This window comes from Pontibacter chitinilyticus (genome assembly GCF_039748935.1).
In the GTDB taxonomy this organism is placed as follows: domain Bacteria; phylum Bacteroidota; class Bacteroidia; order Cytophagales; family Hymenobacteraceae; genus Pontibacter; species Pontibacter chitinilyticus.
Window position 1 is genome coordinate 39,703 of record NZ_JBDIZJ010000011.1, and the last position, 13,572, is coordinate 53,274.

Consider the following 13,572-nt stretch of genomic DNA (forward strand, 5'->3'; position numbering starts at 1 on the left):
ATAGAACAGGTGCGCTGTAGCAGTAACAGCGAGAAAGGATTTCGTGCAAGGGAGATTTAAGCTGCCTTTTTGGCAATCAGCCAGTCGTAGGCAGAATTAAGGTCGTCAAAAATGCGAACATTAAAGGAGAGCGGCTGGGCAGGGTGCAGGAAATGGTGCATTTGGCGGGCGGCTCCTTCGTTAAAAGAATTGAGCAGGGCAAAGCGCCTGAGCGGCAACTGCCGGAATGTTGCCAGGAATTCGCTGTTGGTCCAGAGCTCGTCCTGCTGCGGTATTTGCGACAGTAGCCTGCTATCAAGTATAAAGAAAGGGGCACCTTCTTGTGCAATGACGGAGGAGGCCAGGAGCATTGCCTCACGGTACTGCTGACTGCTGCATTTACCATACCATTGGCTGATGAGTACACCATGTGCGGCGTAAAACTCCATATGCAGGTAGTCAGAATGAAAGCATACCATACCGCGGCTGTGTCAAGTGCAACTTACATAGAGTAAGTTTAATTATTTATTGTTTCCTCTCAAAGCCTTTCACGTAGTTTTAAGATAAGTTAACATTGCAAGAGGAGTAATTCAAGTATAAAAGTACTGCTTTGTGGAGTGGCAGGAGCGGGCATAAAATGTAGCATGCCAAAATATAGATAGAAAGACCCTGCACTTCTCCGGTGCAGAAGTTGCCGGAGAAGTGCAGGGTGTAGGCTTATTTGGTGCGGAGGTTGTTGGCATTGCTGCCATCCAGCTTGTGGGTTCCTTCCTCGGTTTTGGCAGCTACATTGCCACCATCTTCCGGGCCTTCAAAGCCTTTCTCCAGAATATCCACACTTCCTTTTTTTATGCCCTCCAGCGGCTCGGGGTTTTCATCAGGAAGGCGTTTGCTTTCGTCGGCATTGGTAATAATATTGTCTTCTTCAGGCGTTTCCATATAGGTAAGCATTTGTTATACATACTCTGTAGTACGGGTAAAGCCTGCATTTAGTCATTAGCGCATCTGCTCGCGCACATAGGCAGCAAGTTCGTTCTGGTCTGCGGCCTTCTCCATTTTCTCCAGCAGCTTGTTTTTGGCCCGGCTGTCTTTAGCTTTTATCTTTTTGTAGAGCATCACCATACTTTGCACACCACGGAGGTTGGCTTCATACTCATTCTTCGCGCCATTGTGCTCGATCAGGTAAAGGCCCTTGCCGAAGGCGAACTGCGGCACCATCATGTCTTTGTAAGCAAACTTCTTGTCTTCGAGGATTGCTTGCAGGAAGGTGGCATCCAGGGTAACCGTGTAAGGTGCCCCTTCTAGCCACTTAAAGGCATATTGTGCTTTTTTCTTTCGCTCACTATACTCGTCCGGAAAAGGGTTTTGCTCCAGCCATTTAATCGTTTTGGCTACTTCTGCTGTGTCGCGCAGGTAGTCTTCTTTGGTTTTCCAGTCGGTGCTTTGGGCAGCAGAGGTGAGGGCAAACAGCAGCAGGGCAAACAGGGTGTAAAGTTGTTTCATATAAAGGAGAGTGTCTGACAGGGTATGTTATATAAGAATTTAAATATAGGGCTTTCTATTTATACTACAAGATACTTTTGGAAAAATGCTGCACCAGAATTCCTTTATTTTATCATTCTTGTGCGCTTCGGTCATTTTTCCTTTGGACCCCCAAACATTTAGCCTTAACTTTGAGCAATTTATACTTACCCTACCATGCCGAAAGACACCAGCATCAAATCTGTTCTCATCATTGGCTCCGGTCCCATCATTATCGGCCAGGCCTGCGAATTCGATTATTCCGGCTCTCAGGCCGCCCGCTCGCTGCGCGAGGAGGGAATCGAGGTAACGCTCATCAACTCCAACCCCGCCACCATCATGACCGATCCGGTAATGGCGGACCATGTATACCTGAAGCCCCTGGAGAAGAAGTACATCATCGAGATTCTGGAGAACCACCAGATCGACGCGGTACTGCCAACCATGGGTGGCCAGACGGCGCTGAACCTGGCCATCGACTGCGAGAAAGCAGGTATCTGGAAGAAGTATGGCGTCAAGATAATCGGGGTTGATATCAAAGCGATCGAAACCACCGAAGACCGCGAGCAGTTCCGCCTGAAAATGCTAGAGTTGGGCATAAACGTGTGCAAAGGCGAGACAGCCACCTCGTTTCTGGAGGGCAAAGAGATCGCACAGGAAATTGGCTTCCCGCTGGTAATTCGCCCGTCGTTTACGCTGGGTGGCTACGGCGGCGGCTTTGTGAATACGCCGGAAGAATTTGATGCTGCCCTCACCCGCGGCTTGCATGCCTCACCCACACACGAAGTATTAATTGAGCAAAGTATACTTGGCTGGAAAGAGTATGAACTGGAACTGCTACGCGATAACGTAGGCAACGTAATCATCATCTGCTCCATCGAGAACTTTGATCCGATGGGTATCCACACCGGCGACTCTATTACCGTAGCACCAGCCATGACGCTGCCTGACACGGTATACCAGAAAATGCGCGATCTGGCCATCAAAATGATGAACGGCATCGGGCAGTTTGCCGGCGGCTGTAACGTGCAGTTCTCCGTAAACCCTGCCGATGATAAAATTATCGCCATCGAAATTAACCCGCGTGTTTCCCGCTCCTCGGCCCTGGCTTCTAAAGCAACGGGTTATCCGATCGCCAAAGTAGCCTCTAAGCTGGCCATTGGCTATAACCTGGACGAGCTGAAGAACGCCATCACCAAAACCACCTCGGCCTATTTTGAGCCCGCGCTGGATTATGTGATCGTGAAGATCCCACGCTGGAACTTTGATAAATTTCCGGGTGCCGATCGTAAGCTGGGTCTGCAGATGAAGTCGGTAGGTGAGGTGATGGGCATCGGCCGCACCTTCCAGGAGGCGCTGCAAAAAGCCTGTCAAAGCCTTGAGATCAAGCGCAACGGCATCGGCGCTGATGGCAAAGAGAAAACGAATTACGACGAGCTGATCTATAGTCTGAAGAACGCGAGCTGGAACCGCCTGTTCAGCATCAAAGATGCCATGCGCATCGGCATTCCAACCAGCACTATCCAGAACCTGACGAAGATTGACCCGTGGTTCCTGGCGCAGATCGAGGAGTTGGACGTGATGGAGAAGGAGATCCAGAAGTATAGCCTTGCCACTATCCCCACGGAGCTGCTGCGCGAAGCCAAAGTGAAAGGCTACGCTGACCGCCAGATCGCGCACCTGCTGCGCTGTAAAGAAAGCGAAGTACACAGCGTACGCACCGAGCTGGGCATTACGCGCGTGTATAAAATGGTGGATACCTGTGCCGCCGAGTTCGAGGCGAGCACCCCCTACTACTACAGCACCTTCGATAGCGAGAACGAGAGCATCGTGTCAGACCGCAAAAAAGTAGTGGTGCTGGGCTCCGGCCCCAACCGCATCGGCCAGGGCATTGAGTTCGACTACAGCTGCGTGCATGGGGTGTTGGCGGCCCGAGAGTGCGGCTACGAAACCATCATGATTAACTGCAACCCCGAAACGGTTTCGACAGATTTCGACATTTCGGACAAGCTATACTTTGAGCCGGTGTTCTGGGAGCACATCTACGACATTATTCTGCACGAGAAGCCGGAGGGCGTGATTGTGCAGCTGGGCGGGCAGACAGCCCTGAAACTGGCGGAGAAGCTCGACCGCTACGGCATCAAAATCTTCGGCACCAGCTATAAAGCGCTTGACCTGGCTGAAGACCGCGGCTCGTTCTCTAAGCTGCTGCGCGACCTGGATATTCCGTATCCACCGTTTGCTGTAATTGAGACGGCCGAGGAGGCGCTGGAGCTGAGCAAAGAACTGAAGTTTCCGCTGCTGGTGCGCCCGAGCTACGTACTGGGTGGCCAGAACATGAAAATCGTGATTAACCAGAAGGAGCTGGAAGCGCATGTGATTGACCTGCTGAAGGACCACCCCGGCAACAAGGTGCTGCTCGACCACTTCCTGGACAACGCCATCGAGGCCGAGGCCGACGCCATCTGCGACGGCGAGGACGTGCACATCTGCGGCATTATGGAGCATATTGAGCCAGCCGGCATCCACTCCGGCGACTCCTACGCCGTGCTGCCGCCCTTCGACCTGAGCGAGAACGTGCTGCGCCAGATTGAGGAGCATACCAAAAAGATTGCCGTGGCGCTCCAAACGGTGGGCGTCATCAACATCCAGTTTGCCATCAAAAACGAGGTGGTGTACATCATTGAGGCCAACCCACGTGCCTCGCGTACTTTTCCGTTCATTGCCAAGGCCTACCGTGAGCCCTACATTAACTACGCCACCAAGATTATGCTAGGCGCCAAGAAGGTAAAGGACTTCGAGTTTAATCCATACAAGCATGGCTATGCCATCAAGGTGCCGGTGTTCTCCTACAACAAGTTCCCGGAAGTGAACAAGGAGCTCGGGCCGGAGATGAAGTCTACTGGTGAGTCTATCTACTTCATCGATGACCTGCAGGACGATTACTTCACCAACGTATACTCCGAGCGCAATTTATACTTGAGCAAGTAAGCGCTCTAGTACTTTCGCAAACAGGGAAGCCCCTTCTAAAGTATAGAAGGGGCTTCCCTGTTTAGGGGAGGCAGTTGTTCAGTTAGTGCGGCAGCTTGTCGCGCAGCAGGCCATAGGTATAGGTGCCCAGCAGGCCGCCGCCGATGGCGAGCAGGATAGGCCAGTAGCCGTAGCCCAGGTTCACGAACAGGGGGCCGGGGCACGCGCCCGTCAGTGCCCAGCCCAGGCCGAACACAATGCCGCCCAGCAGGTAGCGCGCCACCGACTTTTCCTTGGGAACGAACACAATGGGGTTGCCCTGCACGTCGCGCAGTTTATACTTCTTGATAACAAAGGTGGCGAGGGCGCCCAGCACCACGGCCGTACCAATGATGCCATACATGTGGAACGACTGGAAGCGGAACATCTCCTGGATGCGGTACCACGAAATAGCCTCCGATTTGCTCATCACGATGCCGAACAACACGCCGGCAAGTATAAATTTCAATCCTTTCATCTCTTTTCAGGTAACAGCTAAAGTATAGAAGTATAAGTATGGCAGTTGCCGGCTACTGCCCGCCGCGCCGCCTTAGTACAGCAGCGGCAGCAGGACAAACGTGGTGACAAGGCCGCCAATGAAGAAGCCGACCACCGCCAGCAGCGACGGCCACTGCAGGTTAGACAGGCCGCTGATGGCGTGGCCCGACGTGCAGCCTCCGGCATACCGCGAGCCGAACCCAATCAGGAAGCCGCCGCCCAGCAGCACCAGCACGGGCTTGAGGTGCAGGAGCGCCGCCGTGCCAAACAGCTCTTGCGGCTGCAGGCCGGTAGGGGCGGCAAAGCCCAGCGCTTTCAGGTCCTGCACGGTGGCCAGCGAGAGCTGCACTGCCTCGTGGTTAGTCAGGAACGTGGCGGAAACCCAGCCCCCGGCAATGGCCCCCACCAGAAACAGCAGGTTCCATACCTGGCTGCGCCAGTTAAAGTCGAAAAAGGGGACGTGTTTGCCGGCCCCGCAGGCGGCGCAGATAACGCGCAGGTTAGACGAAAACCCGAAGGACTTGCCGAAGAACAGCAGCAGCACCATCACCAGCGCAATCACAGCGCCGGAAACGTACCACGGCCACGGTTGGCTCAGTGTCTCAATCATAGTGTTGGAAGGTTAGAAAGTTCTAAAGTTAGAAAGTATACATGCCCGATACAGGAAACAGAGAAGCAAAAGCAATGCCCAGTGTCCCTTTCAGGAAAGGAAAAGCTCCCGCAGCAGGATGTAAAGGCCCATGGCCAGCACAAACCAGCCAAAGCCTACCTTCAGCTTCTCGCCCTGGATGCGCGCCGAGAAGGCCGTACCGATGAAGATGCCCGCCACCGACAGCAGCGAGAACGTCACCAGAAAAGCCCAGTCGATGCGGTAGTGGAAGATGTCGCCGACAAAGCCCAGCAGCGAGTTGACCGCGATGATGAACAGCGAAGTGCCCACGGCCACTTTCATATCCAGGCCGGTGAGCAGCACCAGCGCCGGGATGATGAGGAAACCGCCGCCCGCGCCCACCAACCCCGACAGCAGCCCCACCGCCGCGCCCTGCGCCAGCACCGCCCCATAGCGGAGGCCGCGCTGCGGCTGCAGGTCACGTTTGCGGATCATGCTGAACGAGGCGAACACCATCATCAGGGCAAAGAACAGCAGCAGTAGCAGGTCTTTGGTAAGTATAAACGGGCCGACGGTGGCAATATGTTCGGGTATGGCCGGAATAAGGAAGCTGCGCGTCAGCACCACCGCCACCAGCGACGGCGCGCCGAACACCAGCGCGGTTCTGAAACTAATGAGCTCCTTTTTGTAATAGGAGAAGCTGCCGACAAGGCTGGTGAGGCCCACGATGAAAAGCGAGTAGGCGGTGGCGATAACGGGGCTCAGGCCGATGAGGTATACCAGAATGGGCACCGTGAGGATGGAGCCGCCGCTCCCCGTAAGTCCTAAAGAAACGCCAATGAGCAGGGCAGCAAAATATCCGAGAAGTTCCATGTAGTAGAGGTTGGTAACCAGGTGCAAAAGTACCGGTTGCCGCGGCGGCCTTCAGTGACTTGCATCACACAAGTATAAAATCAGCCAAAATTTTAAAAGCCCTCCAGCGAGTGGATGGCGATGTAGCTGCGGTGGAGGGTGAGGGCGCCCGCCTGCTCCAGCTTTTTCAGCAGTCTGGAAATAACCTCGCGGGAGCTGTTGAGCTCGTCGGCAATCTGCTGGTGCGAGAGCCGCACCTCCTGCTGCCCGCTTACCTGCACATGGCGACGCAGGTAAAACACCAGGCGCTCGTCCATGGCCTTAAAGGCGATGCTGTCCAGGGTCAGCAGCAGCTCCTCGAAGCGCTGCCGGTAAGAGCCGATCACGAAGTTGTGCCAGCTTTTATACTTGCCCAGCCACTGCTCCGACAGGTGCGAGGGAATCATGATTACCTCCGAGGCCTCCACGGCCTGGGCTTTTACCTGGCTTTGCTCGCTCTGGGAGGTGCACATAATGGAAAGGGCGCAGGCGCTGCCGGGCTCCAGGTAATACATCAGGAACTCGTTGCCTTCGTCGTCTTCGCGGTATACTTTGAGGAGGCCGTGCAGCAGCAGCACCGCCGAGCGGATGTACTGCCCGGTGCGCAGTGCCTCCTCGCCCTCCCGGAGTTCGCGTACCGTGCTTTGCTGCAGCAGCTCGTCCAGCAGCGCCGGCTCAAAGTGCGGGAACCGCTGCCGGAGCGATTCTTTGTAGGTGGCATCCATCATGGCGGTCAAGATACGGGATTCGCCCTTAACCTCAAAACGACGACGAGCACCTGAGGCGCGTGGCCTGGTGCTCGTCGTTATGTGGCGGCGTGGTGGCCGCTTACGGCAGAAACGTTTTCACGGCTTCGCTTAAATCCCGCACCTGCAGGTGCGGGTGCTGGGCCTGCACGATGCTGCTGCCCGCCGCCGAGCGGTACCCACCGGCGCAGTGCACCACCACCGGCTTGTCCATTGGGATTTCCGCGGCCCGCTCCCGCAGCTCCGGCAGCGGAATGTGGAGTGCCTGCGGAAAGAGCGGCTGTTCTGCCACCTCCGGGGCGTTGCGCACATCTACAATGGTATATTGCTCCGGGTGCGCCCTGAACTGCGCCACATCCAGTTCGGGCGATGTTTCGGCGGACAGTCTGTCCTGCACAAAGGCGCCTTTTAGCTGGCGCTCATACCCAATGTGGGCGGCTTTGGCGATGAGATCTTCCAGCGTCTGCGCATCGGCTGCCAGCAGGTAAAATTCCTCTTCCGGCGCCACGATGCTGCCCAGCCACGTCTCAAACTTGCCGCCCTGCTGTATGTTAAAGGCTCCGGGCAAATGTCCTTGCTTAAAGATATGCTGCGGCCGGCTGTCGATAACAAGCGCGCCTGCGGGCGGCGTAAAGTTGTGCTCCAGCCGCGGCACGGCTTTTATACTTGGGGCAAAGGCTGGCGCGCCCTTTTTGTTGAGCATCACATCGTAGCCAAAGTACTTGGGTATAAATGGCTGGTCGGCTGTCAGCATCTGCACGAAAGCCTCCTCCGTCATCTCCTGCAACGCCGGATTGCCAATTTTTTCCGCCCCAATGGTGCTGACGTTGGCCTCTGCCAGGGCTTTGCCGCAGAGCGAGCCCGCGCCGTGCGCCGGGTATACTTCCACCGCATCGCCCAGCTTCAGCAGCTTTTCGTGGAGGCTGTGGTACAGCTGGCGGGCCAGTTCCTCGCGCTTCGCCGTTACGCTGCCCGCGTTCTCGCGCAGGTCCGGCCGGCCCACATCACCTATAAAAAGGGTGTCGCCGGTAAACACGGCCTTGTCTTTGCCGCGGTGCTCCAGCACTATGCTGATGCTGTCGGGGGAGTGGCCGGGCGTGTGCAGCGACTTCAGTTTTACCTGCCCCAGCGTCAGTTCCGCCCCCTCATCAAACGGCGTGTGCGGGTAGTCGGCGCCCACCAACGAGTGCACGTAAATGGTGGCCCCGGTGTGCTGGTGTATCTCCAGGTGCGAGCTCACGAAGTCGGCGTGCGGGTGCGTCTCTATCACGCCCACGATGGTGGCGTTGTTGGCGGCTGCATAGTCATAGTATGGCTGCGGGTCGCGGGCAGGGTCTATCAGCACCACCTCGTGCTGGCACTCGCTCAGGATGGCGTAAGAGAAGTGCGCCAGCCCTTTGTCTTCAAACTGTTTTATCTTCATGTCTTTTAGGTCGTTTCTGAACGTATGCTGCAAAGATAGCCGGATAACTTGCCCGAGTCAGTGACATAAGTTACACAGGCAGCCGCGGCCTTATACTTGCCATACTTCCGGCGGCACAGGGCGAGGTAAAATTGCGTATCTTTGCCACCGTCCGGCCAAAACGTCACACAACAAAACTTTGGCAAAAGAGTTGATTATAAGAAAGGGTACTGTTTTTGCATAGTACTCTATGAAGTAAGAAAGCATTATCATGATCAAATTCATATTAACGACTATCCTTGTTGTATACTTTCTCCGCATGGTAGCACCTGTGTTGCTGCGTTGGCTGCTAGGTGCTTTTGTGAAGAAAAGTATGCGCAATGGCACCTTCTTTTATACCAATCAGCAACAGCAGCAGCATGCGTACCAGGAGCCATACCAAAGCAACGGGCAGCGCAGGGACCGCAGCAGCGGGAACGTCAAAATCGACTATATTCCGGAGCAGCCGGAGCAACGCCATTTCGAGGGTGGCGAGTACGTCGATTATGAAGAAGTAAAATAAAACTCCTATCTTTCAAGCTCTATTTGAGGTTTTTGAGAGATATGATGACTTCCTTCAATTTCAGGCGCGACGTGCTCCCGCACATTGTGGCCGTAGTGATTTTCCTGGTACTGACGGCCGTATACTTTGCGCCGGTGCTCTTCGAGGATAAAGGCCTGGCCCAACACGACATCCTGCAGTTTAAGGGAGGCGCTAAAGAAATTCAGGACTACCGGGACAAGACCGGCACAGAAGCCCTCTGGACGAACTCCATGTTCAGCGGCATGCCGTCTTACCTTATCAACACGCACTATCCCGGCGACTGGTCCGGTGCCATTCATTCCATTCTGACCTTAGACATGCCGGCGCTGGCAGGTAATATCTTCATCACGCTTGTTTGCGCGTATATCCTGCTGGTAGCATTGGGCATGAGCCCGTGGCTGGCCACGATCGGGGCTATCGCCTTCGCTTTTACGTCCTATAACGTGATCATCCTAGAGGCAGGGCACAACACCAAATCGCTTTCTATTGCTTATATACCGCTGGTGCTGGCGGGGCTGCTTGTCACCTTACGGCGTAATATGTGGCTGGGAGCCGCGCTCTTTGCACTTGGGCTGACGCTCAACCTGCACTTCAATCACCTTCAGATGACCTATTATATGGTGTTGCTGGTGCTGGTGTTTGGGGTGGTGGAGATTATCTTTGCTATTAAGAACGGAGCAATTGCCGACCTGCTGAAGCGGGGGGCAGTACTGTTGGTGGCGGCCATCCTGGCCGTAGGTGTTAACTTTGGGCGCCTGTATACGACGGCTGAATATGGCCAGTACAGCATCCGGGGCAAATCAGAGCTCACCACGCAGAACAGCGGCAACAAAACCAGCAGTGGCCTGGACCGCGATTATGCCTTTAACTGGAGCTATGGCGTAGGCGAAACCATAACGCTCCTCATCCCGGACTTTTACGGGGGCAGCAGCACGGCCTCGCTCGACAAAGACTCTGACACCTACAACGCTTTTATTAAAATGGGCGTGGCGCCGGGGCAAGCCGAGCAGATCGTTAGCCAGGGGCTGCCGCTCTACTGGGGGCCGCAGCCGATGACGAGCGGGCCGGTATACGTGGGCGCCATCATCTGTTTCCTGTTTGTGCTGGGCTTGTTTATTGTAGACCGCCGCTGGACCAGTTGGCTGGTCGCTGCTACCATACTTTCCATTGTGCTGGCCTGGGGCAAAAACTTCGAAGCCTTCAACTACTTCATGTTTGATCATTTTCCGGCCTATAACAAGTTCCGGGCGGTGTCGTCGGCACTGGTGATCGCGCAGGTGGCTATGCCGCTGCTGGCGATGCTGGCCTTTTGGAAGCTGCTGAAGGAGCGGACGCAGATCAAAGACCTGGAGAAGAAACTGCTGATCTCTGGTGGCATTACTGCAGGCATCTGTCTGCTGGTATGGCTGTTTGCCGGTATGGCGAGTTTTACCTCCGCAAACGATCAACAGCTGATCCAGGCGCAGTTCCCCATCGATGCCATCCGGACCGACCGCGAGGGCCTGATGCGCTCCGATGCTTTCCGTTCGCTGGTGTTTATCCTGCTGGCTACGGGCGTATTATACTTCTATCTCAAAAATAAGCTGTCAGCTACGGTTGCTATCGCCGCTATAGGTGTGTTGGTGCTGGTGGATCTGTGGAGTGTGGACAAACGCTACCTGAACGATGGTGATTTCCAGCGGCAAACAGAAGAGGCAAGCTTCCAGCCATCGCAGGCCGACCAGGTAATTCTGCAGGACAAGGATGCCAGCTACCGCGTGCTATACTTGCCTAATCCGTTTAACGATGCCCGCTCTTCCTACTTCCATAAGTCTATTGGTGGTTACCACGGAGCCAAATTGCGCCGCTACCAGGATGTGATCGACAGCGTAATGAGCAATGAATTGCAAGCGCTGATCACCACCTTCCAGAACAACCCGACAGAGGAGTCGGTAACGGCGGCGCTGCAAAGTGCCAGCACGCTGAACATGCTCAACACGCGATACATCATTTATAATGAAGCCGCGCCGCCGCTCAAAAATCCGGCTGCGCTTGGCAATGCCTGGTTTGTAAAAGATGTGCGCACGGTTAACAATCCGGATGAGGCACTGCTGGCTTTGCGCAGCTTTAACCCGGTGACTACCGCTGTAGTGGACCAGTCGAAGTTTAAAGTGCCGGCTACCAGCTTTAACCCGGATGGCTCCACCATTACCCTCAGCAAGTATGATCCGAACGAGATGACCTATGAGGCCAACGCCTCTGGCAATGAGTTAGCCGTGTTCTCGGAGATTTATTATGCCGGTGGCTGGCAGGCGTACCTCGATGGCAAGCCGGTAGACCATCTGCGTGTAAATTACCTGTTGCGGGCACTGCCGGTACCGGCGGGCAAGCACACCATCCAGTTCGTGTTTGCGCCGAAGTCCTACACCCTGGGCAATACTATTTCGCTCATCTCATCCATCCTGCTGCTGCTGGTTATTGTTGGGGCGGTAGTATACGCAGTGAAGCAAAAGCCGCATCCAGCGCCGGCCAACGTATAAACCAGCGTTCTTTGATTGCTCTTTGGAGAGCATCTTAGAGAGGTGAAGCCGTTACGATTGGGTTGGCACAGGAGTTAGCAAAGTAAAATAATTTAAGCCCTGGCTCACGCCGGGGCTTCTTTTTGAACCATGGAAGTACCGCTGCAACAACTACACGATCCGCTGCTGCAGGAGCGGCAACTTGAGCTTTGGATTAAGCGCGAGGATTTGCTGCACCCGGACATTCCGGGAAATAAATGGCGCAAGCTAAAGTATAACCTGGAGGAGGCAAAGCGCCAGCAGCATAACACACTTTTAACCTTTGGCGGAGCTTACTCTAATCACATCGCGGCCACGGCAGCGGCGGGCAGGGAGTTCGGCTTCCAAACCATCGGCCTCATTCGCGGTGAGGAGCACCTGCCCCTGAATCCGACGCTTGCGTTTGCCACCGCCTGCGGTATGCAGTTGCATTATATCAGCCGTGAGCAGTACAGGCTGAAAAATGAGTGCACATTTTTGGCGGAGCTGCGGGAAAAGTATGGGCAAGTATACTTGTTGCCTGAAGGTGGCACGAACCTGCTGGCAGTAAAAGGATGTACTGAAATCGTGCAGGACATTTCCATTACCTACGACTACATCTGTTGTGCGGCAGGCACTGGTGGCACGGTGGCAGGTATTGTTGCCGGACTGGCAGGCGAGAAGCAGGTGCTGGTATTTCCGGCCCTGAAAGGCGGTGGGTTCTTACGGCAAGAAATTGAAGTGTTAGTGCAGCAGTACAGCGGCCATACGTATAGTAATTGGCAACTCCTCACCGACTATCATTTTGGTGGCTATGCCAAGGTAAAACCGGAACTACTGGCGTTTATACAAGCGTTTCAAAAGCGCTACCACATCCCGCTCGAGCCCATCTATACCGGCAAAATGCTCTACGGCCTGTTTGATTTGATCCAGCAGAGTTACTTCCCCAAAGGTAGCCGCATCATAGCTGTACACACTGGTGGTTTGCAGGGCAACGCTGGCTTTCAGGAGCGGTTGGGCGTGGTAGTATAACGGAGGAAATGTAGCATAATAATTGTAGCACCGTATCAGTAATAAACAAGCCAAAGACCGCATGCCCTTACTTCGTTTTCTGTTAAAGCTCCTTCCCTGGGTGCTCATCATTACTGCCGGTATCTTTATCTGGCGCAGCTTTAAGGATTTTTTCAATAAACCCGAGGAGAAGAAAGCGCCGGAAGTAGTGGTGAACTACAATACCATTCTCACCTCTGTGGAGGAACTGGGCCGCATGGAACTGGTGCGTTACAATTTTAAGGATGTGGTGGAGTATGAAAAGAATGTGTCGCGGTTTGTGCCAAACTCCAAGATCGTGCTGATCGTGGCCGGAGAGGCCGTGGGGTGCGTGGATTTCACGAAGATCAGGCCGTCGGACATTCAGTTTCAGGGTGACACGCTGGTGCAGGTAGCATTGCCTGCTGCGCAGATCTGCTACTACAAGGTAGACCACAGCAAGTCAAAAGTCTTCAGCAAAGAGAATACTTATTTCCAGGATGCAGACCTTGTGGAGGAGGCTTACCGCTATGCCGAGCAGAACGTGAAAAGAGCGGCGCTGAACTCGGGTATACTCAGGCAGACGCAGGTAAATGCCGAAAAGATACTAAAGCCTATGCTAGAGGAAATCACCGGCAAGCGCGTAGTGCTCATACCGCAGCAAACAATCCAAAACCCCCAACTTGCGCCTAAGCGTTAGGTTTGATTGCTGATTGATATTTGTTCGTTGTCGTTTTAAGGAGGGATAAAGTATAATGGTTGAGTTTAACCTATTGACTTTCTACTTT

At 54.4% G+C, this 13,572-nt stretch carries 13 protein-coding genes; 5 read left to right on the forward strand and 8 right to left on the reverse strand.

Annotated features, from left to right (window positions below; all coding sequences use genetic code 11):
* Positions 1–56: 56 nt before the first annotated feature.
* From ABDW72_RS15620 to ABDW72_RS15630, 3 genes are all read right to left on the reverse strand, one after another.
* Positions 57–428, reverse strand: coding sequence for a hypothetical protein (locus ABDW72_RS15620; RefSeq protein WP_347159528.1), 372 nt, complete (start codon positions 426–428; stop codon positions 57–59).
* 268 nt (positions 429–696) lie between these two features.
* On the reverse strand, positions 697–918 hold the full coding sequence (locus ABDW72_RS15625) for a hypothetical protein (protein WP_347159529.1): 222 nt from the start codon (positions 916–918) through the stop codon (positions 697–699).
* A 57-nt stretch (positions 919–975) separates the two neighbouring features.
* A complete protein-coding gene (locus ABDW72_RS15630) occupies positions 976–1,482 on the reverse strand; it encodes a hypothetical protein (protein WP_347159530.1) in 507 nt (168 codons plus the stop codon).
* Between the two features lie 195 nt (positions 1,483–1,677).
* Between ABDW72_RS15630 and carB the strand changes: the two genes are divergently transcribed.
* Entirely contained in the window at positions 1,678–4,491 is a 2,814-nt protein-coding gene (gene carB / locus ABDW72_RS15635) for a carbamoyl-phosphate synthase large subunit (protein WP_347159531.1), read from the forward strand.
* 82 nt (positions 4,492–4,573) lie between these two features.
* Here the strand turns inward: carB and ABDW72_RS15640 are convergent, their stop codons facing one another.
* From ABDW72_RS15640 to ABDW72_RS15660, 5 genes are all read right to left on the reverse strand, one after another.
* Positions 4,574–4,987 (reverse strand): DUF6691 family protein, encoded by a 414-nt coding sequence (locus tag ABDW72_RS15640; protein WP_347159532.1) that lies wholly within the window; start codon positions 4,985–4,987, stop codon positions 4,574–4,576.
* A 72-nt stretch (positions 4,988–5,059) separates the two neighbouring features.
* Complete coding sequence (locus ABDW72_RS15645; RefSeq protein ID WP_347159533.1) at positions 5,060–5,617, reverse strand: YeeE/YedE family protein; 558 nt, start codon at positions 5,615–5,617, stop codon at positions 5,060–5,062.
* A gap of 90 nt (positions 5,618–5,707) precedes the next feature.
* Positions 5,708–6,490 (reverse strand): sulfite exporter TauE/SafE family protein, encoded by a 783-nt coding sequence (locus ABDW72_RS15650; RefSeq protein ID WP_347159534.1) that lies wholly within the window; start codon positions 6,488–6,490, stop codon positions 5,708–5,710.
* Positions 6,491–6,582: 92 nt separating this feature from the next.
* The gene (locus ABDW72_RS15655; protein WP_347159535.1) at positions 6,583–7,236 is read right to left on the reverse strand and encodes a Crp/Fnr family transcriptional regulator; all 654 of its coding nucleotides are present in this window, start codon (positions 7,234–7,236) and stop codon (positions 6,583–6,585) included.
* A 100-nt stretch (positions 7,237–7,336) separates the two neighbouring features.
* The gene (locus ABDW72_RS15660) at positions 7,337–8,677 is read right to left on the reverse strand and encodes an MBL fold metallo-hydrolase (protein WP_347159536.1); all 1,341 of its coding nucleotides are present in this window, start codon (positions 8,675–8,677) and stop codon (positions 7,337–7,339) included.
* 250 nt (positions 8,678–8,927) lie between these two features.
* Between ABDW72_RS15660 and ABDW72_RS15665 the strand changes: the two genes are divergently transcribed.
* From ABDW72_RS15665 to ABDW72_RS15680, 4 genes are all read left to right on the forward strand, one after another.
* Positions 8,928–9,218, forward strand: a complete 291-nt coding sequence (locus ABDW72_RS15665; protein WP_347159537.1) for a DUF4834 family protein — start codon at positions 8,928–8,930, stop codon at positions 9,216–9,218.
* A gap of 41 nt (positions 9,219–9,259) precedes the next feature.
* Positions 9,260–11,758, forward strand: a complete 2,499-nt coding sequence (locus ABDW72_RS15670; protein WP_347159538.1) for a YfhO family protein — start codon at positions 9,260–9,262, stop codon at positions 11,756–11,758.
* 129 nt (positions 11,759–11,887) lie between these two features.
* Positions 11,888–12,787: a 1-aminocyclopropane-1-carboxylate deaminase/D-cysteine desulfhydrase gene (locus ABDW72_RS15675; RefSeq protein WP_347159539.1), complete on the forward strand. Its 900-nt coding sequence runs from the start codon at positions 11,888–11,890 to the stop codon at positions 12,785–12,787.
* Positions 12,788–12,848: 61 nt separating this feature from the next.
* A complete protein-coding gene (locus tag ABDW72_RS15680) occupies positions 12,849–13,484 on the forward strand; it encodes a DUF4230 domain-containing protein (protein WP_347159540.1) in 636 nt (211 codons plus the stop codon).
* Positions 13,485–13,572 lie beyond the last annotated feature (88 nt).